The sequence below is a fragment of the Mucilaginibacter sp. UYP27 genome (assembly GCF_040547175.1).
Classification (GTDB): domain Bacteria; phylum Bacteroidota; class Bacteroidia; order Sphingobacteriales; family Sphingobacteriaceae; genus Mucilaginibacter.
This window is the reverse complement of record NZ_JBEPPE010000015.1, coordinates 1-26,655: the sequence shown is the minus strand read 5'-3', so window position 1 is coordinate 26,655 and position 26,655 is coordinate 1. Positions and strand designations below refer to the sequence as shown.

At 40.9% G+C, this 26,655-nt stretch carries 33 protein-coding genes; 22 read left to right on the top strand and 11 right to left on the bottom strand.

Translation table 11 applies throughout. From position 1 onward, the window contains the following. Positions 1 to 317: 317 nt before the first annotated feature. A complete protein-coding gene (locus ABIB39_RS22105) occupies positions 318 to 3,566 on the top strand; it encodes a CheR family methyltransferase (protein WP_354432366.1) in 3,249 nt (1,082 codons plus the stop codon). Positions 3,567 to 3,576: 10 nt separating this feature from the next. Continuing rightward, a complete protein-coding gene (locus ABIB39_RS22100; RefSeq protein WP_354432365.1) occupies positions 3,577 to 3,945 on the top strand; it encodes a response regulator in 369 nt (122 codons plus the stop codon). 54 nt (positions 3,946 to 3,999) lie between these two features. Here ABIB39_RS22100 and ABIB39_RS22095 read toward each other — a convergent pair whose 3' ends face one another. The 4 genes from ABIB39_RS22095 to ABIB39_RS22080 are packed head-to-tail and all read right to left on the bottom strand — an operon-like array spanning position 4,000 to position 5,688. After that, a complete protein-coding gene (locus ABIB39_RS22095; protein WP_354432364.1) occupies positions 4,000 to 4,278 on the bottom strand; it encodes a helix-turn-helix domain-containing protein in 279 nt (92 codons plus the stop codon). An 11-nt stretch (positions 4,279 to 4,289) separates the two neighbouring features. Beyond that, positions 4,290 to 4,820, bottom strand: coding sequence for a hypothetical protein (locus ABIB39_RS22090; RefSeq protein WP_354432362.1), 531 nt, complete (start codon positions 4,818 to 4,820; stop codon positions 4,290 to 4,292). 50 nt (positions 4,821 to 4,870) lie between these two features. Continuing rightward, positions 4,871 to 5,002: a hypothetical protein gene (locus tag ABIB39_RS22085; RefSeq protein WP_354432361.1), complete on the bottom strand. Its 132-nt coding sequence runs from the start codon at positions 5,000 to 5,002 to the stop codon at positions 4,871 to 4,873. A 20-nt stretch (positions 5,003 to 5,022) separates the two neighbouring features. Continuing rightward, positions 5,023 to 5,688 (bottom strand): hypothetical protein, encoded by a 666-nt coding sequence (locus tag ABIB39_RS22080; protein ID WP_354432360.1) that lies wholly within the window; start codon positions 5,686 to 5,688, stop codon positions 5,023 to 5,025. A 659-nt stretch (positions 5,689 to 6,347) separates the two neighbouring features. On the opposite strand from ABIB39_RS22080, the gene ABIB39_RS22075 reads away from it, so the two are divergent. From ABIB39_RS22075 to ABIB39_RS22010, 14 genes are all read left to right on the top strand, one after another. Then, a complete protein-coding gene (locus tag ABIB39_RS22075; RefSeq protein ID WP_354432359.1) occupies positions 6,348 to 6,749 on the top strand; it encodes a single-stranded DNA-binding protein in 402 nt (133 codons plus the stop codon). Positions 6,750 to 6,792: 43 nt separating this feature from the next. Then, positions 6,793 to 7,851 carry a DUF932 domain-containing protein gene (locus ABIB39_RS22070; protein WP_354432358.1) on the top strand — a complete coding sequence of 353 codons (1,059 nt, stop codon included), beginning with the start codon at positions 6,793 to 6,795 and terminating at the stop codon, positions 7,849 to 7,851. 45 nt (positions 7,852 to 7,896) lie between these two features. Then, entirely contained in the window at positions 7,897 to 8,568 is a 672-nt protein-coding gene (locus tag ABIB39_RS22065; protein WP_354432357.1) for a DUF8835 domain-containing pootine, read from the top strand. 4 nt (positions 8,569 to 8,572) lie between these two features. After that, on the top strand, positions 8,573 to 9,052 hold the full coding sequence (locus tag ABIB39_RS22060) for a DUF1281 family ferredoxin-like fold protein (protein ID WP_354432356.1): 480 nt from the start codon (positions 8,573 to 8,575) through the stop codon (positions 9,050 to 9,052). A gap of 4 nt (positions 9,053 to 9,056) precedes the next feature. Next, positions 9,057 to 9,647 (top strand): PRTRC system protein E, encoded by a 591-nt coding sequence (locus ABIB39_RS22055; protein WP_354432355.1) that lies wholly within the window; start codon positions 9,057 to 9,059, stop codon positions 9,645 to 9,647. 17 nt (positions 9,648 to 9,664) lie between these two features. Further along, complete coding sequence (locus ABIB39_RS22050) at positions 9,665 to 9,883, top strand: PRTRC system protein C (RefSeq protein WP_354432354.1); 219 nt, start codon at positions 9,665 to 9,667, stop codon at positions 9,881 to 9,883. Between the two features lie 3 nt (positions 9,884 to 9,886). Then, complete coding sequence (locus ABIB39_RS22045; protein ID WP_354432353.1) at positions 9,887 to 10,057, top strand: hypothetical protein; 171 nt, start codon at positions 9,887 to 9,889, stop codon at positions 10,055 to 10,057. A gap of 17 nt (positions 10,058 to 10,074) precedes the next feature. After that, complete coding sequence (locus tag ABIB39_RS22040) at positions 10,075 to 11,046, top strand: hypothetical protein (RefSeq protein ID WP_354432352.1); 972 nt, start codon at positions 10,075 to 10,077, stop codon at positions 11,044 to 11,046. Continuing rightward, positions 11,043 to 11,768, top strand: coding sequence for a PRTRC system protein B (locus ABIB39_RS22035; RefSeq protein ID WP_354432351.1), 726 nt, complete (start codon positions 11,043 to 11,045; stop codon positions 11,766 to 11,768). Before ABIB39_RS22040 ends, ABIB39_RS22035 begins: the two co-directional genes overlap by 4 nt. Next, positions 11,765 to 12,586, top strand: coding sequence for a PRTRC system ThiF family protein (locus ABIB39_RS22030; protein WP_354432350.1), 822 nt, complete (start codon positions 11,765 to 11,767; stop codon positions 12,584 to 12,586). Before ABIB39_RS22035 ends, ABIB39_RS22030 begins: the two co-directional genes overlap by 4 nt. 29 nt (positions 12,587 to 12,615) lie before the next feature. Then, the gene (locus ABIB39_RS22025) at positions 12,616 to 12,813 is read left to right on the top strand and encodes a hypothetical protein (protein ID WP_354432349.1); all 198 of its coding nucleotides are present in this window, start codon (positions 12,616 to 12,618) and stop codon (positions 12,811 to 12,813) included. A gap of 22 nt (positions 12,814 to 12,835) precedes the next feature. Next, complete coding sequence (locus tag ABIB39_RS22020; RefSeq protein ID WP_348082750.1) at positions 12,836 to 13,066, top strand: hypothetical protein; 231 nt, start codon at positions 12,836 to 12,838, stop codon at positions 13,064 to 13,066. A 7-nt stretch (positions 13,067 to 13,073) separates the two neighbouring features. Then, positions 13,074 to 14,195, top strand: coding sequence for a hypothetical protein (locus tag ABIB39_RS22015; protein ID WP_354432348.1), 1,122 nt, complete (start codon positions 13,074 to 13,076; stop codon positions 14,193 to 14,195). A gap of 420 nt (positions 14,196 to 14,615) precedes the next feature. Next, complete coding sequence (locus tag ABIB39_RS22010; RefSeq protein ID WP_354432347.1) at positions 14,616 to 15,266, top strand: TetR/AcrR family transcriptional regulator; 651 nt, start codon at positions 14,616 to 14,618, stop codon at positions 15,264 to 15,266. Positions 15,267 to 15,288: 22 nt separating this feature from the next. Here the strand turns inward: ABIB39_RS22010 and ABIB39_RS22005 are convergent, their stop codons facing one another. Continuing rightward, positions 15,289 to 15,507, bottom strand: coding sequence for a helix-turn-helix domain-containing protein (locus ABIB39_RS22005; RefSeq protein WP_354432345.1), 219 nt, complete (start codon positions 15,505 to 15,507; stop codon positions 15,289 to 15,291). Positions 15,508 to 15,676: 169 nt separating this feature from the next. Here ABIB39_RS22005 and ABIB39_RS22000 point away from each other — a divergent pair, with 169 nt between their 5' ends. Together ABIB39_RS22000 and ABIB39_RS21995 are read left to right on the top strand one after the other, a co-directional pair. Then, positions 15,677 to 15,937, top strand: coding sequence for a hypothetical protein (locus ABIB39_RS22000; RefSeq protein WP_354432344.1), 261 nt, complete (start codon positions 15,677 to 15,679; stop codon positions 15,935 to 15,937). Between the two features lie 137 nt (positions 15,938 to 16,074). Further along, positions 16,075 to 16,659 (top strand): basic helix-loop-helix domain-containing protein, encoded by a 585-nt coding sequence (locus ABIB39_RS21995; RefSeq protein WP_354432343.1) that lies wholly within the window; start codon positions 16,075 to 16,077, stop codon positions 16,657 to 16,659. Positions 16,660 to 16,686: 27 nt separating this feature from the next. On the opposite strand, the gene ABIB39_RS21990 is transcribed toward ABIB39_RS21995, so the two are convergent. The 3 genes from ABIB39_RS21990 to ABIB39_RS21980 all read right to left on the bottom strand — a co-directional run bounded on the left by ABIB39_RS21990 (position 16,687) and on the right by ABIB39_RS21980 (position 18,843). Further along, entirely contained in the window at positions 16,687 to 16,983 is a 297-nt protein-coding gene (locus ABIB39_RS21990; RefSeq protein WP_348082756.1) for an STAS-like domain-containing protein, read from the bottom strand. 29 nt (positions 16,984 to 17,012) lie between these two features. Next, on the bottom strand, positions 17,013 to 17,939 hold the full coding sequence (locus ABIB39_RS21985; RefSeq protein WP_354432342.1) for an ATP-binding protein: 927 nt from the start codon (positions 17,937 to 17,939) through the stop codon (positions 17,013 to 17,015). Positions 17,940 to 18,297: 358 nt separating this feature from the next. Beyond that, the gene (locus ABIB39_RS21980) at positions 18,298 to 18,843 is read right to left on the bottom strand and encodes a hypothetical protein (RefSeq protein ID WP_354432341.1); all 546 of its coding nucleotides are present in this window, start codon (positions 18,841 to 18,843) and stop codon (positions 18,298 to 18,300) included. A gap of 328 nt (positions 18,844 to 19,171) precedes the next feature. Here ABIB39_RS21980 and ABIB39_RS21975 point away from each other — a divergent pair, with 328 nt between their 5' ends. From ABIB39_RS21975 to ABIB39_RS21960, 4 genes are all read left to right on the top strand, one after another. Then, the gene (locus ABIB39_RS21975; protein ID WP_348082759.1) at positions 19,172 to 19,330 is read left to right on the top strand and encodes a hypothetical protein; all 159 of its coding nucleotides are present in this window, start codon (positions 19,172 to 19,174) and stop codon (positions 19,328 to 19,330) included. Between the two features lie 169 nt (positions 19,331 to 19,499). Beyond that, positions 19,500 to 22,706, top strand: coding sequence for a SusC/RagA family TonB-linked outer membrane protein (locus ABIB39_RS21970; protein ID WP_354432340.1), 3,207 nt, complete (start codon positions 19,500 to 19,502; stop codon positions 22,704 to 22,706). A gap of 18 nt (positions 22,707 to 22,724) precedes the next feature. Then, on the top strand, positions 22,725 to 24,107 hold the full coding sequence (locus ABIB39_RS21965) for a RagB/SusD family nutrient uptake outer membrane protein (RefSeq protein ID WP_354432339.1): 1,383 nt from the start codon (positions 22,725 to 22,727) through the stop codon (positions 24,105 to 24,107). Positions 24,108 to 24,132: 25 nt separating this feature from the next. Then, complete coding sequence (locus ABIB39_RS21960; RefSeq protein WP_348082762.1) at positions 24,133 to 24,720, top strand: thioredoxin-like domain-containing protein; 588 nt, start codon at positions 24,133 to 24,135, stop codon at positions 24,718 to 24,720. Positions 24,721 to 24,770: 50 nt separating this feature from the next. Here ABIB39_RS21960 and ABIB39_RS21955 read toward each other — a convergent pair whose 3' ends face one another. The 3 genes from ABIB39_RS21955 to ABIB39_RS21945 form a co-directional block, all read right to left on the bottom strand. Beyond that, positions 24,771 to 25,058 carry a hypothetical protein gene (locus ABIB39_RS21955; RefSeq protein ID WP_348082763.1) on the bottom strand — a complete coding sequence of 96 codons (288 nt, stop codon included), beginning with the start codon at positions 25,056 to 25,058 and terminating at the stop codon, positions 24,771 to 24,773. A gap of 1 nt (position 25,059) precedes the next feature. Further along, on the bottom strand, positions 25,060 to 25,530 hold the full coding sequence (locus tag ABIB39_RS21950) for a MauE/DoxX family redox-associated membrane protein (protein ID WP_354432338.1): 471 nt from the start codon (positions 25,528 to 25,530) through the stop codon (positions 25,060 to 25,062). Between the two features lie 231 nt (positions 25,531 to 25,761). Further along, positions 25,762 to 26,325 (bottom strand): Crp/Fnr family transcriptional regulator, encoded by a 564-nt coding sequence (locus tag ABIB39_RS21945; protein ID WP_354432337.1) that lies wholly within the window; start codon positions 26,323 to 26,325, stop codon positions 25,762 to 25,764. Between the last annotated feature and the right edge of the window lie 330 nt (positions 26,326 to 26,655).

Sequence of the window (26,655 nt, the reverse complement as noted above, 5' to 3'; positions counted from 1 at the left end):
TATGGTTCCATGGGATAAGCCAAACGTGATTAGATGTGTATTTGGCATATTGCATAGTGGAGTCTTGTCCTAAATTGTAATAAGATATCCAGATGCTTTCTTTGTATATATCTATTTTCCCGCCTTCCTATTTAATCCTTAATTTATAAAACGGGACTGTAATTCAGGTTTGATGTAGAAATTGGATGGAATCTTCTGATGATCTTATGGATGAGTTCCAATGAAGGATAACCTTTTGAAAATAAAATATTTAATCAAGAATTAAAGTATCTTTGTTTTCTTTCTCCTACCGCTGTTTCCATTAATTATTTAAGATCGTGGCTAAAATTGTGCATAAACAATACATTATAGCCATCGGCGCATCTGCCGGAGGATTGGAAGCCATATCTGCTTTCTTTGATTATACTCCGCTTGACGCGGTTTCGTATATTTTGATACAGCATCTTTCGGCCGACTTCAAAAGCCAGATGGGGCAAATATTGACCCGCCACAGTAAAATGGAGGTTGTAGATGTTACCGAAGATATGAATGTAGAATCCAATAAGGTTTACCTTATTCCGAGTTCTAAATTCATGAAGATCAAAAATGGAAGATTGATCTTGTCTGATAAAAAAGACCAACAGCGCCCGCATTTAACGATAGACTACTTTTTTATATCCTTAGCGGAGGAACGGGGCGATAAGGCAATTGGTATCATTTTATCCGGTACAGGGCATGATGGTTCAAAAGGAGTGGAAGCGATTAAAAAAGCAGGTGGGATTGTTCTGGTCCAAGACCCCGATACCGCTACTTTCAAAGAGATGCCACTAACGGCGATTGCAACCGGATATGCTGATCTTATTATTTCTCCGCAGGCCATGCCGCAGGTTATAGAAGATTACGTAAACCAAGACGGAATTTTAGATGTTTTGACAGACAAACATGAAAATATAAGTGAAAGTGAGCTAAAGGGCATCATTGGCTTAATAAAAGGAAGTTTACCACTTGATTTTACCGATTACAAACGTCCTACCATATTACGCAGGATCAAAAGGCAGATGGTACAACAAAATATTGGACAGGTTGCCGAATACCATGAGTTCTTAAAAAACAATCCCAAAGAAATAGAACTTTTAGCCAACGCCTTTTTAATTGGGGTTACCTCATTTTTTCGCGACCCGGAAGCTTTTAAAGTCATTGAAAAAAACGTAGTGCCGGATATCATCAAACATAAAATCAGGGATGAAGTTTTAAAAATATGGGTAGCAGGCTGTGCTACAGGAGAGGAAGCTTACTCGATAGCTATCCTCGTCAGAGAATATTTGGATAAAAACAATAAAAACCTGGAAGTTAAAATATTTGCTACAGACATTAATAAAACAGCCTTAGATATCGCTTCAAAAGGGATTTATCCGGACACGATAAAAAAAATGGTATCCAAAGGACGACTGGATAATTTTTTTACTGCTGAGGGGGGCAATTACAAAGTCAAACATGAGATCAGGAAGATGTTGATCTTTGCCCAGCATGACCTGGTTAAGAACCCACCGTACTGTAATATTGATTTGATTAGCTGCCGCAACCTGCTGATCTACATGAACCCAATTTTGCAGAAAAAAGTATTCTCGATGATGCACTTTGGATTAAAGAAAGATGGATACCTGTTTTTAGGCCCAAGCGAAAGCGCAACCGTTATCAAGGAAGATTTTTCCGAGATAAGCTCCAAATGGAATATTTTACAAAGTAATAAAAGCGGACGAAAGGTAAAATTTGATGCTTTTTCCTCACCGGTTATGGAGGAAATTAAAACACCGCTTAAAGAAGTCCATAAGAAATCCGACCTTCCTGTTTCTAAATCAGCTTTAGCCGATCAGATCAATCTGGCCATATTGAAAGAATCCGGGTTTAGCGGTGTTTGTACCGATGAAAATTTAATGGTTATCCAGTCATTTGGTAATACCTCGATTTATCTGAAAAGTGAAAACTTCAATCATGATTTGATTGAATTACTGCCCGGAGACTTTTCGATAGCTTTTAAGGCTGCAGCACATAAAGCATTGAAGTTGAATGAAAAAGTTTTACTGAGCGATGTAAATTTTGAGGGCATACCCATTTTAAAAGATAGTTCGGTTAATGTCCTGATCTCTCCTTTTTTGATGGATAGATCAGAAAAACAAATATTGCTGATCCTGTTTTCTGAAAGCTTGGTAAAGCCGTTAGAAAAGAACATTATTAAGAGTGCCGATATAAGTGAGCTTACAAAAGAGCATGTTATCAATCTGGAACATGAACTTGCCGAATCAAAATATAATCTCGCTGAGGCTAATGAGCGGGTTGAGTCAACTAATGAGAATATGCAATCTTTTAATGAAGAGTTGCAGTCTGCCAATGAGGAAATGCAATCCGCTAATGAAGAAATGCAGAGCACGAATGAGGAATTGCAATCTGTGAACGAAGAATTACAAACGATTAATAAAGAACATCAACTTACTAATGCGGAGTTGACCGAATCAAACGATGACCTCAACAATTATTTCCGCAGTAACTTGAACGGCCAGTTGTTTGTTGACCATAACATCATGCTCAAAAAGTACTCCCCCGGTGCGGTCAAACATATCAATGTCCGGGATAGTGATATTGGCCGTCCATTAAGCAATATTACGACCAACATTAAATTTGAAACACTCATAGATGATGTTAAACAGGTGATGATTGACGGGAAAACGATTACCAGGGAGGCTGAGGCATCGGATGGAAAAGTGTACCAGGTGATGACCATGCCTTATATAAGGAAAGAAAGCAAAAAGGGGGATGGCGCAATTATTAGTTTTTATGATATTACGGAATTAAAGAAATTACTTCACGACCTCGATATCAGCAATAAAAACTTCGATAAAAGCAACAAGAGTTTGCTACGGATAAACGCTGATCTGAATAATTTTGTCTACGGCGCATCACATGACCTCAACGCACCGATATTGAACATTGAAATGGTTTTAAAGATACTGAACAAAAAGATTGACAGCCAGGACCCGGACGTGATCAATTTATCAGTGATGATGAATAACGCCATTACAAATTTCAAAACTGTTATTAATGATTTAGGCAAAATTGGCTTGATCGATGCTGAAATGCTGGAAGACAGCGAACCGGAAAGCTTTATTGATACTTTTGAAGAAATAACAGAGATCATATCCGAAAGGATAAAATTAGCCGGGGCAAATTTTTCGGTTGATTTTCAGGAAAAAGAAGTTAAATTTTCTAAAAAGTATTTGAGAAGCATTATATTAAACCTGATTACCAATGCGATTAAATTTTGTCCCACTGACAGGAATCCTGATATCACGATCAGTACAAAAAAAGAAGAAGGCTTTATTCTGCTGACCGTAAAAGATAACGGCATTGGTGTAGAAAAAGACCGGATAGATTTTATCTTTAAAATGTATCAGCGGATCAATAACGATGTGGAGGGCCAGGGTGTGGGCCTTTACCTGGTCAAGAAGATCGTAGATGCATCAGGTGGGAAAATAGAGGTGGAAAGCGAGGCCGGTAAAGGCAGTACGTTTAAAATATTTTTTAAAATTTAAATTATTCAAAATGACTAAGCGGATACTCGTTTTTGATGACGATAAGGACATTTCCTCGATCATCCGATATATACTGGAAGAAAAAGGATGGGAAGTACTTTGCAGCCACAACAGTAATGATGCAGTAGAGAAAATAAAAAAAATACAACCTGCCATCATTATGATGGATAATAATATCCCTGATCATGGTGGTGTAGCCACCACAAAAAAGATCAAAATGGAAAAAGAATTACAACATATTCCGATCATCTTTTTCACGGCAAGCTCAGATGCGAAAAGCTTGGCCGCAGAGGCCGGCGCAGACGCTTGCCTGTCTAAGCCATTTGACTTGGTGAACCTGTATAGTGTAATCGAATCGTTGTTACTTCAACCCGTTTAATATTTTCCAGGCAACAGATAGTTCAATAATTGTAGCCAAATATTAATGTCTGTATTAAACGTGGGCGAGCTCACGCGATGTATAGATCAGCGGTGCCCCTAATTCTGCTTCCAGTTTCGCCAGAGTTTTGAGGGTAAGGTTATGGTTCCCTTTCAGCCACTTATTGATTTCGGACGGCTTTTTATTCATTTTTAATGCCAGGTCTTTTTGTGTGTAACCCTTCTCATGTAGCAGTTCATTGATCCTGACTACGATATCGGTATACTGCCGTACAAAAATGCGCACCTCTTCTGGCGTTTCATCCTGTATCCTTTGTGCAACTTTACTTCTCATTAGCCTGTAATTTATAATAGTATTTCTACGTCATTAGCTGCGGTCAGCATCCGCCTGTTATCTTCATCTATGATGATTTCACTATCCCTTAACGCTTCTTCTATACGTTTTGCAAACCGGCAGGCTTCTATCCATTTAAAATGGATGTCCTTGCTTTCCTGGTTTGTCCATGCGGACTTTATGCCGCCATTGAACAGTACCACGATATCATCCCGGTTATTGACCCGCAAAGCGTAAAGACGGAGTGGAAAGTTGGGATAAGCAAATAGTAATTGCTGTATTTTTACCTTGCCGGTATTCGGCAAACCCGTAACCTCATTCTCCGGACGGTTGAACAAAGCGTCAACCGCCCCGTGGTCATCACCTATGCTATCCAGCACAAAACTTAAAAGCTGCTGTGTGGCCAGTTTTAGTTCCGGGACAGCATCATACTTATTAAAGAACTTGTCAGTTTCATTCTCCGCCGCATCTTCCCAACGTACCGTATAAAATGTACACTTTTTTCCTTCATCATCCCAAACTTCTAATGCAAAGATATTCACTTATAAGTTAATCTACAATTTTATTTTTTAAGATCCTTAAAAGCCATCTTTTATGATAACTTTGATTTGATCAGTCTGATCAATCCGGCAATTTTCCGGTCAAGCCAGTATTCCTGCTTTTGGTATTGTTTGTAACCAAATATGATGATAATTACCAGTAAAAGCCATTCTATGATTCCCATATTTAAAAAGACTGCTGTTATTAAACAGTTAAAAATGCCTCATCAACAGTATAAATAAAAAATATCTCCCTCGTTTCATCAATTTGAAGCAGATTAACCTGTTCGAAAACAAACCCATCACCAATTTGATCATGAAACTCTTGTGTCATTAGCGAAACGCATTCCTTATAAAACACCAGTTCATCTGCATATTGACCTTTAATAGCCACTGCAAGGGCCGGGAAAAGTATAACTGGATCAATCTGAGCAATATCGAATACTTCTTCCCAGCAATGCTTGTGGATTTCATAGGTTAAGTGTTTGAAATCAGCATACGACTGTTGCTTGTTATGGTCATACTTTTGCGGATTATCGTAAATGTCCCGCTGTTTGTCCCATATCATTTCCCAGGCGCGGTACAGGTCGATAATAAAATTATCCGGGTCAATCGCAATTTTTTTGGTTACAAAAGTGTTCCAGATAGCAGCCGGTAGTTCGATATAGATCAAACTATGGTTGATGTCGAAATAGCTTTTATAGGTCGCCATTAAATCATTGAAATGAGATACCTGGTAAACATTCCCCCAAAACTGTACAAGCATTTGGCCGTCCTTTGACCCGATATTAAAAGCATTTGGCTGTACCATCGCATACTGACCAAAAGCTTCGGCATATAAATTGAGTGGTAATTTGTTGGTTCCCGACATTTTAATGGACTTTGTATTACAAAATTGCAAAAAAAAGGATAAGCTACCAACCAATATAGTTCTGATCAATACAACCAATATTCTCCAATTTAGCTAAACACTACCCGGCACGCTTAACACACCTTTTTGATAATGTTATGGCTAATGCCTCGGAATACCAAATAGCATCCTGCTTTTTTTCTCATGGCATCCCCTTCGGGCGGGCTTTCCGCTATATCTTCTATCGAAGGATACGCTTCCAATCCCTGATGCTTTCCCTCCACACACCTCCCTTTTTAACACCATTTATTTTCTTTTGAGCCGTCACATATCTCAAAGCTTGAGTTCCTTTCTCCATGTCTTTTGAAACACTGATCGCCTATGGCTCCAATGGCATTTTTTAATTAAATCAATAATTTTTTCAGGCGAAACGGGTAAAAAGCGCAGCTAAAATCAAGCCCGGATTTGTTGTTGGGTTTGCAAAAGATTTCCGGCATAATTCAGTCGTTCGTACCTCTCTCCCTCAGCCTTCGGCACTTATTCCGTTTCCTTTTGCCCGTAGCCGGGCTTTAAGATTTGCTTTCTTTTTTCCCTTTTTCTTTTGAAAAAAATCATCCCAAAAGTCACACGGAAGAAAGGAAAGAGAAACAAAATAATTATTCATTAAAAAATTAAAAATTATGCTATTCACAGGACGAGTAACCGCAAACGCAGAGTGCAAAGCGGTCAAAGGAGACAAACAGGTAATCAATTTTACCGTAGCCATCAACCAAAGATGGAAAAACAAAGCGGGCGAAAAACAGGGAAAAACCGCATTTATTGATTGCGCTTACTGGCGAAATTCCGGCATAGCCGAATACCTCACCAAAGGCGCGGTTGTAGAAATTCAGGGCTGGATGGAAGCACAAGCCTACCAAAGCCAAACCAAAGGGTTGCAGGCAAGATTGATTTGCACCTGCGACACTATTAAGCTTTTTTCACTGACCACTCAAACAGGACAAAGGGCGGACAAAAAGGAAACTGCAAAAGAAGTTGCAGGAGCAATAGGTATAGGCAAGGACGAAGACGATTTGCCATTCTAATTATTAGCAATCCCATTTATTTCAAAATCAAAATTAAAACATCATGGCACACAATATCAATTTCAACGAGCAAACAGGACAGCATAGTTTTTTCAGCGTAAAGGAAAAAGCATGGCACGGATTAGGGCAAATCGTAGCAGATTACCCCACCAGTAAAGAAGCATTGCAATTTGCAGGGCTTGACTACGAGGTTATTAAATCACCCTTATTTACCCAAAGCAGGGCAATGACAGTTGGCAACGAAGGGGAATTAATAGCAGGTATGGACATTGCCGTTCCTAACTACTATGCTACCATGCGCACCGATAACAATACGGTTTTAGGCGTAGTCGGCAGGGATTACAGTATCGTACAAAACCGGGACGCATTCAGCTTTTTTGATGCTATCGTTGGCGGGGATGGGATGCAGTACGAAACCGCAGGGGCTTTGGGGAATGGCGAACGCATTTTTATTACCGCCAAACTGCCCGGCTATATCCGTGTAGGCAAAGACGATTTTATTGAGAAATACCTTTTCCTGACCACTTCGCACGATGGTTCAGGTAGTATCACCGCAGCATTTACCCCGGTTAGGATTGTCTGCCAGAATACCCTCGGTGCTGCACTCCGTAACAGTTCCAATACAATTAAGATACGCCACACCGCCAGCGCAGAGGACAGGTTGAAAGAAGCCCACAAGGTAATGGGCATTTCCAACAAAATGGCTGATGAACTGGACGGCATCTTTAACCAATGGACAAAAGTGCGCATTACCGATAAAGACGTCATGAAACTCATCCAACAGGCAATGGCACCGAGCAAGGAAGTGCTAAAGAGCCTGAAAACAGGCGAGGAACTTTCCACCGTCTTTAAAAACATCTGCGAGAATGCCTTTATGTACGCAATGGCAAGCCCTACCCAACAAACCGAAACCACTAAAGGGACTTTGTTCGGCGCGTTCAACGCCATTACAGGCTATTTCCAAAATGTCAAGGAATACAAAGACGATGAAGCCAAAGTAAAATCCATCATAGGCGGTACAGGACAACTGCGCACACAAGCTGCATTTGATTTATGCCTCGGCTATGCCAAAAGCGGAGCAGAAGCATTGACCCTCAACTAACATTCAAAAGGGGGAGCGATCCCCCTCATTTTAAAAGCACAGCAGATGAAAACGATAACACTTAAACTATACAGTTTCAAGGAACTTACCAAAGAAGCCAAAGAAAAAGCCCTGACTACTTTTCGGGACTTAAATATTGGCTTCGATTGGTGGGAGCATGAATACGAGGACTTTATCGAATTGGTTTCCCACCTCGGCATTGCCGTAGATAAGGACAGTATCAAATTCAGCGGTTTCTATTCGCAGGGTGACGGCAGCGCATTTTCCGCAAAGGTCGATTTATCCAAACTTTTTAACGCCATCGCCCAACAATCATGGAAAGACTATGCGCCCCAACAGGAGTTCCCGTTCCAGTTGCCGACCATTGACCGCAGGGTACTGGAATTGGTCAAAAATGGCATCCTGCCCAATGAACCGCAAATCATTGGGAGGCAAAAGCAATACGATGTAACCGTGGATTTGGGGATTTATGTCGTTAACGAAAACGGCAGAAACCACGAACTGCTATTCGAGGAACTGGATAACCTCGAAATAGGATTGCGGGACGTGGCGAAACACCTGAACCAATTCCTCTACAAGAGCCTTGAAAACCAATACGAGTTTTTAATAAGCGATACCGCTGTTATTGAAACGATGTTGGCGAACGAATACCTGTTTACTGCGGACGGCAGGTCGGCTAACCATTTAATTAACCTGAAAAATAACCTTAAAAATTAAAATCATGGCAAACTGGTGCAGCAATAGGGTGGAATTTACCACCAACGACAAAAATAAATTAACCGCCCTGCAAACGCTATTTGAAGAAATGGCAGCGAAAGAAAAGGCAACGGAACATGGGCAACTTCCCCCGTTCAGCAAAGGGGATAAGGACTGGCTGTTTCAAATCCAATGGGATGGCGACATCCTTTATTACGAAACCAAATGGTCGCCCAATGTGGAAGTGATACAGGAGATAGCCGACCACTACGAGGTATGTTTTCGCTTTGATTATTCGGAAATGGGCAACGGCATCTACGGGCAGTACACCTATGAAAATGAGGTGCTGACCGATACCTGCCTCGAAAACGAAGACTTGGAGCAATACAGTTACAACGAGGAAACGGACGATTACACATTCGAGGGAGAAACCTACGAAGCCGATTACGACATCCTCGAAATATTACTGGAGAGAAAGAAACAAAACGCCAACACTAAAATTTAAGAACATGAAAACGAACTTTTTTGAACATATAGCTAATCTGAACACGCCCGGCATTTGGAAACTGGCGATACAGGTAGATGCCAACGGCAACTTTACCGTATCGGAACTATTTACCGCCCTGCATTGCGGGGACAACGCTGCCAAACTGATTATCCCCATGAACCTGTGCGGGACTGCACAGGATTTGGACGAAGGATTTTTTGACAAGGTTACCGAACCCCTGCCCAAAACCGCTGAACTGTACACCAATATGGAAGCCCACCTGAAAAGCGTGGAAGCAGCCAAGACCGCCTCAAAAATGGAACAGGACAAAAAGAACAAGGAAAAGGCAAAAACCACCACTACGGGAACTACACCCAAAAGCGAGGCAGACCAAGAGATACCCGAGCCGAAAGAGGACAAGAAAAAGAAGTATGAGGGTATCATGAAAAGCATTGCGGAACTGAACGACCGCTGCAAATACGAGGAAGCCCTCGACCTGCTGCCAACTGTGGAAGAGTACCCCGAAAAGGAAAACGAACTCAAAAACAAACGGGCAGACCTCAACCGCAAAAAAGAACTGATGGCGCAAGCCACCCTGACATTTAATTCATAACCCTAAAACGTAAAGCCATGTTAGCCACAAAATTATTACCACGCATATTCATCCACTCCGAGAACGGACAGAAGATAAGACTGACCGACCCCAACGAGGACTTTAGCCCCGAAGCGGTTTGCAACCACTACGCCAACTTGTACGCTATCCTCAATAACGCCAAAATATCAGGCCCCGAGATCAATAACGACTGCCGGGAGTACGAGTTCGTATCGACCATCGGCACAAAAGGCTAAAAAATGAAAAAGGAAGATAAAGCACGCATCAAAACAAGAAAGCCGCAGCAATGGAAACTACATCAGCAAATCGCACAATTCGCCCAAGACCTCGACAGGCTGCCCGATGCACGGGAGGCAAGGCTGAACAAACCACGTTCAGCCCCACAGCACCTGTTGCCGATGGTTTTTTAAGGCACAGCTTTTTGCAGATGTATCAACCTGCGGAAGTATTGCCGGAACGCAAAGCAACCGAGCGGGATTTCTTTAAATCCCTCTCTTTTCTGAAAAAGCACTACGGTATGGACGTCACTAACCTGCGCAGCTTGCCCTATCCCTATAATATATTATCTGCAGAAAAGGAGGTCAACAAGCAGCTGAAAATAAAGAACCGTTACCGGGAACTGCTGATAACCGAACAAGAAGACGGATGTACCTGCCTGTCCGTTAAGGAAAGCTTCGCCCGTGACTTCGGGCTGTATTACATCCCGGTGATGCCCCTTTACCAATTATGGAAGAACAGGGCGCAGAAAAAATGCGCTGAACTGCTCACCGCCGTTTGCGCTTACCTCTATATCAAGGCGGGGGTAGAAAATTATCGTGACGGGGACAATTATATGGCTTATACCTATGATATACTGAAAGACTGGATAGAAGACGATAAGGACAGTTTGGACAAAGCCGAATACCGTGCAAAGAAAAAAGCCCTGAAGTCTGCGGAAATACAGGGGGATTTTATACAGGCCAAAATGCTGCAAAAAGACACGCTGACAGGCTTTGAGGCATTGGTAAATGCCTTTATACCAAAAAGTACCTATGAAACCGCCTGTCTTGAACTTGGTAAAAAAACCTTAAAACTGTCGGCAGCTTATCCCCATAATCACCTTTACCTGCATTGCAACGAGCCTGTAACAGATGAAAACGAGGACGATTATTACCGGGAGGATAACATCATCCGAATGACAGAATACATTTCCTTTATCGGGAGCGGGGACGATGCGCTGTGCGACGATGTATTCAGCATGGTGAACACGGACTTTAACGAACGTCCATCGTTCCAGGAGCCGGAACTCGTTACCCACTTTAACGAACCCAAAGGCAAATATGCCGATGACCTGAATTATGAATGTGAGGTCTTTGAGATCATCGACGACCTGTGTACTCTTTTATACAAAAAACCATGAAAGACTTAACCAACAGCTTCGGACACCTCCATTTACCTGTAAAAGCGCTCGTGATCTACCAGCGTGAGAAAAAGGGTTACGATGATAAGAGCGACTATTATGTAGAAAGCTTTGATATGGACAAACAGGGTTGCCCCGTCAACGGGCATCCTTTATCCCTCAGAGAAAGCAACGCCTTAGCCAAAGCCCTGCAAGCCAATCAAAAAAAGGCATTGGGTTTTCTCAACCCGAAAGGTTTGCTGCCTCAAAATATCCTTTACCTGAAAAGTACCGTTGACGGCTATGCCGTATGGCGAACCGAACCGCAGCACGTTAAATTGCTGTTCACCGAAAGCCTCGGCATCCCCTCGGAAACCGCAGCGATACCCGCATTGATTTGGAGGGCAAGCCGAAACGCCCTGCAAATATTCGCCATCGCAGACGGGGCGGTAAGGGAAGAAACACCGCTATGCCATGCCCCGTTCTTTAATGTCTATGCAGACGGCAGGGTTTGTATGGGCAATGTACAAATCGCTATCCCCAAAGATTGCGGATTGGAACAGTTCATCACCCTATGGCAGGACTACTTTTTTAACAGTTATTTCAGCCACCTGTTTGGCGGTCATTCCCCTGTCAAAGGGAACATCGTGCAGCTATGGCAAAGCCTATGCTCCACCAAAGCCGACTTTCCAACCGATGTATTAATTGAAAACCGTTACCGCCTTAAAAATCTCATCCAATGAACACGATAATACCCGTACATATCGCCCACAAATATTTGGGTAACCCGACTAATCCCGTAACAGTGAACCTTATTGGCACAGGCGGAACAGGCAGCCAGATGCTCACTTGCCTTGCCCGTATCCATCAGGCCATGCTTGCCCTGAACCATCCCGGGCTCATGGTGTATGCTTATGACAATGATACCATAAGCGAGGCTAACCTCGGCAGGCAGCTTTTTGCCGAAGCTGAAATAGGCTTGCACAAAAGTGTGGTACTCATTAACCGTATCAATCGTTTTTTCGGGACGAACTGGAAAGCGGTAACAGAACTATATAATGAAGACCTATTATCCCAAGCCCCGAACGAGGGCAAAGCCAACCTCTTTATTACCTGCGTTGATACGGCTAAAGCAAGGTTTGAAATTTCCGAAATACTGGATGGCTTCGAGGGGCGCAACAACTATGACCGCAATCAGCCCTTATACTGGATAGATTTGGGCAACAGCCGGGACACAGGGCAGGTCGTTTTGTCCACCATCGGCAAACACAAACAGCCGGGATCTGAAAAATTTGCGCCCGTAGGTAAGCTGCCATTTGTAACGGAGACCTTTAAAGACCTGCTGGAAATGGCTGATACCACCGACAATACACCGAGCTGCTCCCTTGCCGAAGCCCTCACCAAACAGGACTTGTTCATCAACTCGAACTTAGCCAATATGGGGGCATCCCTGCTTTGGCAGCTGTTCCGGGAGGGGTTGCTCTTTAACCGGGGCTTTTTTATGAACCTGCATGATTTCAGGGTGCAGCCTATCAAGGTTGCGCTTCTTTCAATTCCATAAAATATAGACCGACAATAGAATAAACTACTATGAAAATCATTGACCTAAATGGAAAAATTATCGAAATAGACAATTTACCGCTTGCTATTATGCAAGCGGACGACTACCGCCATTACCAACATACCTACCCCGCCTTTCGCTCATTTGATGAAAGGCAACAGGCGTATTGGGAGGACGTTTACCAAAAACTGTTATCCCTGCAAAGTGCAGGTGAGGCCAGGCTTTAACAACAACACTAAAAACTCGACCATGAAAACATTCATCTATTTTATCGGCACCTGCTTCATTTCTACAGGTGCTTTATTAGGGGCTTTGAACGCAAAGAACCCGTTTCCCGCCTTTGGGATAGCCTTTGGCCTTTGGGCGTTATTCTTTTGGGGATGGAACAGGCGCATAAAGAAAGCGGAGGAAATACGAAACCGGGAACGCCTGTTTGAAGAATACCTGCGCTCCATGATGCGGGAATGCAACCAAAAGTAATAAGGCTATGGTAAAGATCAAAGCGGGCATTGTCATGACCCCAAGGGAAAAAGCGGAGTTTGACCGGATGAACGCCTTACCACGAAAACCATCGGGCAAGGTGGAATACTATTATAAACCGCAGACCAAATACCCGCCACGGATCTATGTGTTCATGCACTCGGAAATTTGGTGCGACCGTAATCGCCGTCCGATGGGATTATACAACGCCATGCCATTTTTGACCCGCCCAATGAACCGGGAGGAAATTGAATATCACCATTTCGACATCCGTTTGTGTTACCACCAGTACGAGGATTGGGAGAAACTCATCTATGCCGAGGAACAGGAAGCGGATGAACTGGATAAAGAAAACCCCGGAACGGGAACAATATTTTTAGCGCAGCTTAAAAGCTACGGGGAGCGTTATCCTATCGGAACATCCCAAAACCAGCTAACCGTAGCGAAGCCGGAGCAAATGGAAAGTGAAGAAATCCGCTATATACGGAAACTGATACAGCACGGTCAGGAATACACGGCAAAGCAAGTGACAGAACTGATGCGCGCCGAACAGGAGGGTGGCAAGCGGATGTCCATCTTGATCCTGCTACGTGAACTGTATAAGAACTTTGAAAAGAGCGATAAAATACCGATCACTCCCGAACTGATCGAACGTAAAGTCTTTCTGTCACAGGAGCGAACCCGAAAGAACTTCGTCAGACGGGTATATAAAAAGAACAAGTTGTTTGCACTGGAAGAAATCCATACCCGTTATCCCGGCTATAGTGAACAGCAGCTAACCATCGACCTGAAGCAAAAAACAAGTAAGGTCAAGGCGCACAAAACTAACCCGGTACTTGACCTGCGCCGTTGCCAGTTGGAAAAACTGGCATTTAAACTGAAGGGCGCAACCGATGATGAAGAATACCATGATACCTGCTGTAAAATGGTCATGTTGCAAAATGCCCACGACCACCGCCTGCCAATACCCCTGACCGTTAAATTACAGGGTGAGGTATTGGTCTATTCCTTTCACTGGAAAACAAGGGAACGGACAATTAAATCGTTTGTCGAACTGGCCAACACCAAGGGAATGACCCATGAATCATTGAAAGGCAAATACCAGGAGCTGTTACGATCCCCCCAATAATTTCTGAAAACTTCCCGGCGGCCCCGGCTTTGCCGGGGCCCCAACTTCCCCTGTCCATTTTTTCGTTAGGGGCTTTCCAGGACAGGAGGCGCTTCATTTGTTTTATGATTTTAAACGATGGCGGGTATTCTCTGAGGGTAGAACGAGATTCTATGGTGTTTGGTTGATTGATCGGGAATCTTATCAATGGTTTTTGATTGCTGTTAAAGATTTATAGCCAACTGTTTATATAAGTGGCTATAGTTTTATTTAACACTAAGTTAATATTGTCATAACAAGTCCATTTTTTATAAATTAGAAAATTTTGTCTATTTTAATTTATACGTTTAACTATTGATTAATGAGTTGGCGAAACTTCGCCGCAAAATAATACAAAGCCCCTTTAGTCAGGAATAAAAATAAGGCCTAAACCTAATACCTATGAAAAAATCGAATCCAAACAAAAAGTCGCGTAATAAAGCGCTTACCGACCAAAAACTGATCGAAGCAGTTACAGAGATCTTCCAGAAGGAAGGCCATACCGGACTGGGCGTGAATAAGGTCGCCAGGGTGGCCGGGGTACATAAAAAACACATTTACGATAACTTCAAGACGTTTGACCGGCTGGTCGAACAATATGTGATCAAAACAGATTACTGGATTTTATTTGGAAATAAAGTCCAGGAGGCGATCAATGAGAATGCGCCGGCAGATACCCAACAACTGATCAGCAGCATTTTAAAAAATCAATTCAAATCTTTCTATGAGGATAAGGATATGCAAAAACTGATCCTTTGGGAGGTTTCCACAGATAGCGCCCTGATGCGCAGCATCCATAATACCAGGGAAATGACCGGCCAGAAATTACTCGAATTGACTGATGCTAATTTTGAAGGCACGGAAGTTAACTTTCGTGCCATAGCCGCTTTGCTCGTTGGGGGCATCTATTATACGATCCTGCATACCCGGTTTAACGGCGGTATATTTTCCGATATCAATATTTCTACAGAAGAAGGCCGGAGCGAAATGGTACGGGCTTTGGAAATGATGGTAAAATGGGCTTTTGATGCCGGTTCAAATCAGAAGAAATAGCCTGTTCCTAGCATCCTGCCCCTTATTTTTCTTCGAGTACGACACCCTGGTATATCGAAGTAAGCAATTCGCACGGGGGAACTCCAATAGACAAAGCAATTTTATACAATTCCTCCGCTGTTAACTTGGTATCCGCATTATTGGATAACTGGGTGAGACGTGATTTGCTGATTCCTGTACGACGGGAAACTTCAGCCTTGTTTACCGAGCGTTTTGATAAAAAAAGTCCTAAATCAGTCATTAATCTCTAAATTCTTTACAGTTATTTAGAATTAAAGTACACCTGTATAATCAATTCAAACAATTTCATTAATTTTGGATAGCATACCTATACACCTGTTTCGATTAATGAAACTATTTGCGTGTTGGACATTCATTATTTTTGTTATATTTAAGTTAATCGATTAACAATGACTAACCAGAAAGATAAAACAGCTAACCCTAATTTCAATTCGCTTGGTGAAATAATGGGCTACTTTCAACAGGTGCCGTTTGAGCAGTTTAAGTCTAACCTGGACGAGTGGTTTCTGAAAAGCCTCGGCGAGAAAGGGATCGATCTGGAAAACCTCAATGGGAACTGTACTAAAAACTTTCCTGTGGATCTGCAGGTACTTATTAAAGAAATTTATGAGCGGGGAGAGTCCTTACAGCGTAAAAATGAGAAAGATTAAACTTTTCGCTCCGATTGATTGCTAGCTTTCCTGGAATTTTTCTCTTTTCCTCTTTCTTTACGCATTAACTAAGAGGACCAAAGTCATAAAAAGGCTGCTTAACCCACCACTTTGAACAAATTGCGCGGTTATTTTTGATGATCGTTATTCAAAAAGCTGATAATGCTATGAAATATTTTCCTTATGTCCTTTCTGTATTAAGCCTTGGGCTTGTTCTTCAGGTTAGCGCGCAACACCCTGTGCGTGTCGTGTCCGGCATGATCGCTTGGGATGATGGAACTTTAACGCCTAAAGAAAATAAGTACAAGCTTTTCACAGACAGCCTGGACCGCAATCTACAAACGCATCCCAAAGATACCACCAGCCTGTTTTTTCGTGCATTGCTTTACCTGCGCTTTAACAGCATCATAGCCAATCCAGACTTAAGCAGTACCAAGGCTACCAATAATCTGCGGACGGCTAAAGCGATGACGGACCGGGCGGACAGCCTGAAAATGAAAAGCTTTTATCTGAAAGTGTTGAGAGCCGAGGTCTGTAAGGAACTAAACGGCAGATATGCCCCCGTTGATCTCTGGCGCTATACTAACCAGCAAGCGACGGAACGAAAAAAAAAGTACCTGTATTACATGGACCTCGCCAATAAATATTATGATGAGCTGGCTGTGCTTGACAGCGCAAATGCCTATGATTATCAGAAATTAAAGGTTAAGAGCGACAATTAATAGCCGGTATACAGTTTCCTGGGTTGGTTAATGGGCATGTATCGCCTGTAACCGCTCTTTAAAGGAATTGGCGATCACCGCTTTTATAAAAGGGGAGGCATTTTGAAAGGTAGTATGCTCCTTTACCACCGGCAGGTCGAAATGGATCATTAATTTGGCGAAGCATTCGTCGGCAAAGGAATTGGACACGATCTCTACACCGGAAAAATCAAAAACGATCCTTTCGTTTTTTTCGATCCCCTCAATGATCTGTTTACGCATAGCTGCGCCGGCCACACGGGTGGAAAGCTGTTTGCCGATATGTGAAAACTCGATGCGCATCATTTTAATTTATACAAAAATACTAAAAATCATTACCAAAGTTCGTTATCCTCACCAAAATACTTATCAATGAAAAAGTCATAATCGTCAGGTAACGTATGATGAGCAGGCATAATGTCTTTATAATCGACCGGAACATCCGTGTTGATCCGCAGGGAGACCAGGGTTCCTTTATAAAAGTCGCCTTCCTGTACCTCATAATTTCCATGTGTGGCCAGCAGGTAATGATCGCCGGAGTAGATCAGCAGATCGCCGTCGTTCTTTAAAATAAATTGGGAGGTCGCAAATAATCCAAAGCCCAGCCCTTCACTATTAGTAACACCGCGTTGTATGCAAAGGTCCAGTGCTGCAGCTTCTGATACCTGTTGGTATTTGCTATTGGGATGGGTGGTTAGCGAGTGGTGGATGCCATTTCCATTATCGCAGATCGTTAGCCTTATCTCCTGTTTGTTGGGATAATACTGGGCAGATACCCAGCCGCCATTTAAGCCGGAATGGACGATGATATTATCCATGATCTCCCCAAGGCAATAGAACAGTAATTGCAAGACCTCTTTATTAATGCCCCCGTTTTGATACAGGATCATATTGAGCTCATCCTGCAATGGGTAAAGCGTATCCCGGTCAAAAGACTTTAATTCAATAAACCTGCCGGTGCTGTTGCGGCGGATAAAGCCTTCCTGGAAGGGAACGCCAATAAGGGCATAGAAGTTAATTCGGCTGGCGTAGGTACTTTGACCATTTATAGTGATTTGTACGTCGATACCGTTCTCACGCAGGTAATTGACCGCTGACGCCGCGATCAGCAGGCTATCAGAATGCACCATATTATTGGACAAGGCGATGGTTAGATGTACTTTGTCGCCGGGGGATAGGTGATAGACCGGTGAAAGTATCCGGATAAGTTCACGATGTATGAATGGCTGCGTAAAATTGATCGATAAGTTAAGTTCAGCCATGAATGAGATTGATTCGTGAATTGTTGCAAATTTATGAAATCAGGCTTTATAACGATTGATATCGTTACTTCTTTTAGGCCAACAGCAATAAAATCTTTCGACCGTATCTGCCAGGTATTCAGTAGCAATTATCGCAATATGGTGTGATATGCCGAGGCGTATTAAATTAAATTCATTGGTCGTTAAGTAACATTAATATTTTTCGTATAAGTCTTTGTTGACAATACCTTCAACAATTTCATAGTTTACTGCAAGTTCATAAGTACTTTTAATAAGGACAGAAAGAATTCCTTTTTGATTTGATCTTTAGTAGCCATCGCAAAAAGTTTTAGAATTAAACAATCTACAAGAGTAAGAATTAAAGTGTGACGTCTTTAAAAAGATTAGCAAAAAGCTCCCCCGGTTCCTTATCAGATGCCAATTCTATTAGATAAAGTTCATGTGACTGAATCTTTGACGAATCTAATTTTGTAAGACGGAGTAAACGATCTCTTTCAATTCCTGTTTTATAGGCTAAGTTGCTAAGATCATAATCTTCCAGAGAAAAAATTATTTTGCCGAGTTCTGTAGAATCTGCTCTTATTTTTGATGAGACGACCTTATCTATTGAATCTAATTTTAAATTTGGATATACTTCTTTCAATAACTGGTTAATTAAGTCTTTTGTGAATAAAGAAATCTTATAAAGTTCAATTGCTGGGATTGCCTTTGTTTCTCCACTCCGCATTTTCCTTACACTGTTAATAGGTATGCCGGTTATTTCAGATATTTCAACACTGTCTTTTCCCTTTTTTGTCAAATAAGGACCTAAAAAATTATCTGGCGCTTCTAATTTCAAAATTGCTTTTTTATTAAAAGTATTGAAGCGGTCTCTAAATGACGAGTGCGTAACAAAAACAATCATTTATTTAAAAATAAATTTAAATAAATGATTGTTTAGTATTATATTTGAATTTGATAAGAAGTTCAATGAACTGAAATTGATGTTAAAATTTTCCCCCTTTTAGACAGGGTATTAATTAAGAGTCTCGGCTACTAAATTCTGACAATTACAGCCAACGAGACAATAGATTATGCCCATGACTATATTGTTGTACTTTTGTGTACACTATGGCGTCATGGGCTCTATTGTAAATCCGTTGGCAAGGCCGTCAGAAGCCTGGTAGTACGGTGTTTAGAGCCCATGGTGCCATAGTGCTTTAATATCAACGGGACTCGTATTTAAACGAGTAATGAAAACTAATACAAATTTTAAGCATATTGAAGAAGCTGAAGTTTTTCAAGTAATTGGAAAGGTTGACCCATTTTATAGTCTTAAGATAGTTGCCATTCCATCTGGCATAAGCCCCCAACAGATTTTATTTCCTCTTAAGCCCAAAGCTCCTATATAATTATTTTTAAAGCAGCCAAAGGATCAGTTAATAGTTAAATCTTTTTCTTCGGCTGCTTTTCCTATCAGCCCAATGGGCTCTCTTTCTTAGTTATAAAAAACAGCCTGCAAATCAGGTATGAAAAATTAATATCATAAATGATTTGCGGTTTAACACCCTCAAATTTTTTATGAAAAAAACTATACTTTATATAGTCCTGGCTATGCTTTGTCCATTTTTTAAGCTTTCGGCACAGGAAAATTTTGCTTTAAAAGGGCGGGTAACCGACTCTACAACAAATCATCCCTTAAAGGGCGCAACGATTAAATTACAGGGTTCACTGCTTTCAACTGTTACAGATGAAAATGGCAATTTTTCATTTGCGACAAGCGATAAACGTGGGATATTAATAATCAGCTTTGTTGGCTATGAAACCGCCAAAATAAACTTTATCGACGATAATGTTGGGCCTTTTAATATTTTACTTCACCCAGGTCAGAGCATTCTTAAAGAAGTAAGCGTTGTTTCAACCGGATATCAAACAGTTGCAAAAGAACGAGCCACAGGAAGCTTCGTCTATGTTGATAATAAACTATTAAATCGTAGTGTAGGAACTAATATTATAGACAGGCTGGATGGAGTAACTAGCGGATTGATTTTTAACAAGAATACTAATGGTGTTACCGATAATTCTTCAGCAATCACAATTCGGGGCAGAAGTACGATTTTCGCAAACCCCAATCCATTGATAGTCATAGATAACTTTCCATATAGTGGGGACCTATCTTCAATAAATCCTAATGACGTACAATCTATTACCGTATTAAAGGATGCCGCCGCCGCGTCAATATGGGGCGCATTTTCAGGTAACGGTGTAATCGTCATTACCACAAAAAAAGGCAAATTTAACCAAGCACCCAAAGTCGAAATCAACAGTAGTATAACTATAGGAAATAAGCCTGATTTACGATATGCACCACAATTTTCTTCATCAAATTATATCAATGTTGAACAATATTTATTTAAACAGGGTTTTTACGATAACGCGCTAACAAGCACATCCTTTCCGATTGTATCTCCAGTTGTTGACCTGCTCGATAAAAGAAGAAACGGATTAATATCGTCAGCGGATTCTGCAAAAGCTATTAATCAGTATAAAGGACAGGATACGCGCGATGATGTGGCAAAATACCTTTATAGAAAGGCCGTTAATCAGCAATACAACATTAATATCTCAGGTGGCGGAAATAACAATCTATATTATTTCAGTTCTGGCTTCGATAAAAACTTAAACAGCCTCAACCGTAATGACTTTGATCGTATAAGTTTAAACGGATCTAATACTTATACACTTTTAAATAAAAAACTTGAAATAACTACTAACGTATATTTTACTAAAAACAAAACCGACAATAACGGTTTGAATTCATTAGGATTTTCCTATCCATATGTCAAACTTAAAAACCAGAATGGAAACGCAGCTAACGTGCCTTATCAATACAGACAAGGCTATATTGATACTGCAGGAAATGGCAACCTATTAAATTGGAATTATCGCCCACTTGATGAACTTGCTCTAAATGACAATTCTACATCCTTAACCGAGTATAGAATCAATGCGGCGGTACGGTACAATTTTTTTAAAGGACTTAACGCATCTGTCCAATACCAGTATGACCAGGGAAATTCGGATCAAAAAACACTATATGATGCGCAAAGCTATTACACCAGGAATTATATTAATCAGTTCACACAATATGATCCGACTTCCAATACTTACACCAGACCAGTTCCTACGGGGAATATATTAGACCAGGCATATCAATCTTCTATTTCCCAAAACATACGTGCCCAAACTAATTATGATCATGAATGGAATAATGGGAATAGCTTATCGGTTTTAGCTGGAATCGAAGTCCGGGATATCACCACAAATTATACCAGTAATAGGATATATGGTTATGACGATTTAGGTTCAAGCGCAGCAATCGATTATAAAACTACTTATTTGTTAATGCCAACCTATTCGGTCAGCAATATAAGTTCCAACCTCTCCCATTTGGGTACGACCAACCGGTTCGTTTCCTATTTTACCAATATCGCGTATACTTTAAATAGCCGGTATGTATTTTCCGGAAGTGCAAGAAAGGATGAAGCTAACATATTTGGTGTAAATACTAATCAAAAAGGAATCCCTCTGTGGTCATTAGGGGCGAGCTGGGATTTTAGTAAAGAAAAATTTTATCGCTTAAATTGGCTTCCATATCTACGACTAAGAGTAACTAACGGCTATCAGGGCAATGTCGATAACTCCTTATCTTCTTTGGTGACAGCAACTATTGATCCTCAAACTATTAATAATTACCAGCAACCTTACTCCACATTATCAAATCCGCCAAACCCGCAACTCAGGTGGGAAAAGGTGAATATTACTAATTTCGGCGCAGATTTCGCATTTAGTCATGTTCTAAGTGGTAGTTTAGAATACTACATTAAAAGGGGAACCGATTTGATCGGGACCAGTTTGGTCGATCCGACAACGGGTGTAACCACTTTTACCGGCAATTCAGCAGATATGACTGGTAGAGGCATAGACGTTATTTTAAACACAGTAAACGTTAATGGAGTTTTCAAGTGGAATACTTCATTTTTGTTAAGTCATTCTACAGATAAAGTAACCAAATACCTTCTGAAACCTTCGAATGTCGACAATGCGCTCAGTTCAAGTATAAATCCAATTGTAGGCAATCCTTTATATTCATTATATGGATTTGAATGGGGCGGACTTGATGCAACCGGTGATCCTCAGATTTATTTGGATGGCAAATTAAGTAAAGACTATTCTGGTATATATAACTCCATGAATTTATCCAACCTTAAATATCAGGGTACTGCGAACCCTACTACATTCGGGAGTGTAAGAAATGATTTTGCCTGGAAAAGTCTTACACTATCCGTTAACATTACTTATAAGTTAGGATATTATTTTAGACGGCCTTCTATAAACTACAGCAGGCTTTTCGCGGGTAATGCAAATTTCCCGGACGGTGATTTTAATAACCGATGGCAAAAGGCGGGGGATGAAGCAAAAACAAATATTCCATCAATGACCTACCCTGCTAATAGTTTAAGAGATCAAGTTTATTACTTCTCCAGCATTTTGATAGACAAAGGTGATCATATCCGGCTACAAGACATTAGCCTGAGTTATGACATTAATAAACAGCAATTCACCAAAATGCCGTTTTCGAATGTCCGGATATATGCTTACATCAACAACATTGGCATTCTTTGGCGGGCAAATAAGGATGGGATAGACCCGGACTATGTACCAAATGGTAATGCTATATACCCTAATCCAAGAACTTTTGCTTTAGGATTAAAAGCCAGTTTTTAAATAATTAATATCAAAAAGATGAAAAAACTTACTTATATATTTTTCGGACTTTTAATGTGTTCAATCTCATTTATATTGAGTTGTAAAAAGTCCTTTCTGGATGAAAAACCGGCAACAAATCTAAACGTACCCAGCTCTTTAAGTGATTTGCAATTGCTTTTAGATAATACGCAGGACATTAACCGAAGCCCGGTATTAGGCGAACTAGCCGCTGATGATTACTACCTGTCTTCAACTGCATGGGGCAGTTTAATAGCGCCATATCAGGCAAATTCCTACATCTGGGCGAAAGATATTTTTGCTGGAAACGGCCAAGTTTCAGATTGGGATGCTCCGTATGCTGAAGTTCTGACGGCCAATGTTGCGCTCGAACAACTAAGTAGGATCGACAGAAATTCAACGAATGGTGCGGATTACGATAACATTAAAGGTAGCGCGCTTTTTATGAGAGCATTTATATTCTTTGATTTAGCCCAGGTATTTGCTCTTCCGTATGACAAAACTACGGCCGGTGCAGATTTAGGCATTCCAATACGCTTAACGGCAGATATCAATGTCCCTTCAACAAGAGCAACTTTGCAGGCCACCTACGATCAGATCATATCCGACGTTTTAAAGGCCAAATCTTTGTTAACCGTCGGCTACGTGAAAAATTACTTTAATCGCCCTACTAAGGCTGCGGCCTATGGATTTTTATCCCGTATATATTTGAATATGAGGAACTATGAACAAGCGGGATTATACGCTGATAGCGCGTTATTATTGCACAGTACATTAATTGATTACAATCAAATAAGCAAAACGTCGAAATCTCCATTTCCATTGATCAATGATGAGTTACTTTACAATAACTATTTGGTAGGCAGTACGCCGACCATTTCAATATTTAGATCAGTTGGATATTCCATTGATACTTTGCTATACCGTTCCTATTCTACAAATGATTTACGGAAGGCTGTTTACTTTTCTATCAACGGCACTACGATCAATCAAAAAGGCGGCTATTCAGGTGGTAGAAATGTCTCTAATGAAATCGCAACGGACGAATTATATTTAAACAGAGCCGAATGTTATGCAAGAGCGGCAAAAAACGACAAGGCCCTGACTGATTTGAATGCACTTTTGTCTAATCGCTATAAAACGGGAACTTATATCCCATTTGTAAACCTATCCGGCCCTACGTTATTAAATACCATCTTTACGGAACGAAGAAAGGAACTTGTTATGCGAGGACTTCGTTGGAACGACATCCGGCGTTTAAATAAAGAAGGTTTTAATATCACGCTGACGCGAACCCTAAATGGAAAAGTTTATGTATTGCCTCCAAACGATCCCCGTTTCGTTTTACCCATTCCTCCTGATGTAATTGCATTGTCAGGCATACAACAAAACAATAGGTAATACATCATTTTAAAACGTAATTAACATGAAAAATATTCTTTTAACAGGCCTTATAGCCATTAATATATTCGGCTTTTCTTTTTCAAATACAAACGGACAAAACTCAACGGGCCCCACAATCGATTCATTCAATAAAAGGGATACGGCCAATTTAACAGATTTCGTCTTTAAAAACCACCTTAATAAAGATGTTCGTCTATCAGATTTTATTGGGAAGTTAGTTGTGGTTGATATTTGGTATTCCGGCTGCGGAGCATGTATAGAATGTAATAACGGGTTGAAAATTGTTCACGAACAATTAAAAAAAGAAAAAATAGTTTTTGTCAGCTTATGCGTTGATAAAGATTCGAAAATGTGGAAGTTAAGTATCGGAAAACAGCAACGTTCCAAACTCAATCCATGGGCAGGAAAATACCGTCCGGCAGAAGGCACAATAACATTGTTCACCGGAGGAACTGGATCAAAAAATGATTTCATACGGAAATATGTCCCTAAGAACTCATTTCCTCAATTATTAATAGTTGGGGTGGATGGGGATATTTTATCAACAGATCCGCCTAGGCCTGATCATCATCCTGAAAACTTAATCAGTTACTTAACTCTACATATGTAAATGGTAAAATAAAAGGGAAAGGAAATAGATTGTCCTTCCCCTTTTATTAATTAAGGAACAAGGCTATTGTCGCCTTTGGAATTTTGAACAAATTTTCCTCCTACTAAGTCATAGCTACATATGTTGGAACTCTGTTCACAACTGTAAGTTTGTCCGCTGATCATTGTATAATGACTGGAAGTTTGATCAGCAACGGTAACACCCCAAGGTTGTTGAGCTGCTTGATTATAATAATATGCCCCTGCAAATTTTGCTGATTTGGCGGTTGTAAATGCACTGAAGCCGATTGCCATTGCACCTACTAATAGGCCAAAGGCGATTTGTTTGAAGTTTTTCATTTTATTGTTTTTTGAAGATATATTTTGAATGAACGAGCCGGAGGGCAATGATGGCGATGAATATAAATGCGAGATTAAACCATATATGCTGTCCCCAACTTAACTTTTCGATGGCAGCACCACAGTGGCATGGGAGGTTTTGTTCCCAAAGCATAGCGCTGATAATATAGAGCGTAAATGCTGACATTATACCAGTAAAGGCATATAATCCGGCTTTTGCCGTTTGCGGAATGAGTAAGAGAATCGATACAATGATTTCAATTACGGGTACTGCGTAAGAAATAAACCCGGCAAATGCGCTGATGAGGTGTACTCTTGTCAAACCCTTATAAAAACGGGCGTGATCAACTATTTTGGCGTAAGCGGTGTACAGGAATAAAAATAGACATATAAAACGTATGCCGATAATTATTCTTTCTTTAGCAAGCTCCGATAACCGAACCCTTTCTCTCTTTAAAATTAAACTTTCCATAGACTTTAATGTGTGTGCCATCTTTTTTATGATGGTGACTTCAGTCACCTGCAGGTACGTAACCTGCATTTTTTTTGAATACTCTTTGTCACCGTGCTCCTTTCTTTATTTGTGATATAAACTTAGGCTAAGGTAGTTGGGTGATTACTTTTTATGCGTGATCTGGATTACCAGTTTCGCGGAAATAGATCACCAGTTTTTGTAAGCAAACCAAAGCGTTTGATCACGTTTTTACTTACCCATTAGCCTGCTGAGGTTCTCGCGGGTCATGTTGAGGTAAGTGGAGATTAGTTTGACGGAAGCCTTTTTAAAGATGTAAGGATGGGTTTTGCGGAACTGGTGATATCGTTCCTCGGCGTTCCAGGTCATCAGGCGGTAATGGAAAAGTTCCTCATGGTACCGCTGGCGGGTAATTACCTGGGTTAAAGTTTTCATTTCGGGAAACTGCTCCAGCCACGGATTTATTTTTTCGTACGGGATAGCAAGCAGTTCGCTTTCCTGTACCGCTTCCAAATAGTAATCCGTCGTTTCTTTCCAGTAGCCTTTGTATGAAAAGATGATGTCGTTTTCATTGTAAAAGTTAAGTGTATGTTCCTTGCCGGTCTGGTCGAAATAATAACTCCTCGCAAAACCGCTTACAAGGAACCATGAACGTTGCTCCAACTGCCCGGCTGCATGGAAAACCTGGTGGGCACGATAGTGTTCCGTTTCAGTGTTGTCCTTAAGCTCATTTGTAAATTCCAGGGACAAGGCGGCCACCGTAGATAAATAATCGACGAATAATTGAAAACTCATAAAAGACTCGTTTTGGAATAGCACTACTCGACGATTCATCGATTCCGCATAGCGGCATCAGATTTCAAACAATCGGGTAATTCTTTTTCGTTCACGTGCAAAAAAACAGGCTATTTATTTCCGAAGTGGTGGGTTATGTCAAAATATTGCCTTAAAATTAAAATAATATTAAATAATAAGCATAACCCACCACTTAGCGTTTTAAGGCGCATTATTTTAGGATATTACTAAACATTCTGTAACCCTCCCTTAGTTCGGACTGGTATTTTATAGACTTATTTAATTCAAAAATATAATTATTGTTGTTGTAACTGTGGGGATGTTGGAAAC